We start from the raw sequence: 402 nt of genomic DNA on the forward strand, positions 1-402 counted from the left end.
GATCAGGCCGCCAAGCTCGGCGCAGGCATCGATCATCGCATCCGTGATGTTGCGCAGGTCGGGCTCGAGCGCGCGACAATTGGAATGGCTGAACACGACGGGGTTCCGTCCAATCTTCATGATGTCGAGCGACGTGCGTTCGTTCAGATGTGAACAATCGACGATGACACCGGCATCCTCACAGCGCGCCACCAGTGTCTTGCCCAGATCGCTGAGGCCAACCCCCGGATCATAGCAACCGCCCGCCGCCTCGTTGGCGCGGTTGTAGGCGAAATGCATCTGGTGCACGCCCAGCCGGTGGTAGAGCGCGATCATGTCGGGGTTGCGCAGCAGCGGCATGGCACCTTCCAGATCGAAACCCACGGCAAGCCGATCCTGTGCCGCGGCATTCTCCACCTCCCG

1 protein-coding gene is annotated in these 402 nt (G+C 62.7%); it reads right to left on the minus strand.

Going from position 1 to position 402, the window contains the following annotated elements; genetic code table 11:
- The coding region (locus CEV33_RS00375) for a dipeptidase (protein ID WP_208620112.1) at nucleotides 1-402 on the minus strand (402 nt) is incomplete at both ends.

This window comes from Brucella grignonensis (genome assembly GCF_002252505.1).
In the GTDB taxonomy this organism is placed as follows: Bacteria; Pseudomonadota; Alphaproteobacteria; order Rhizobiales; family Rhizobiaceae; genus Brucella; species Brucella grignonensis.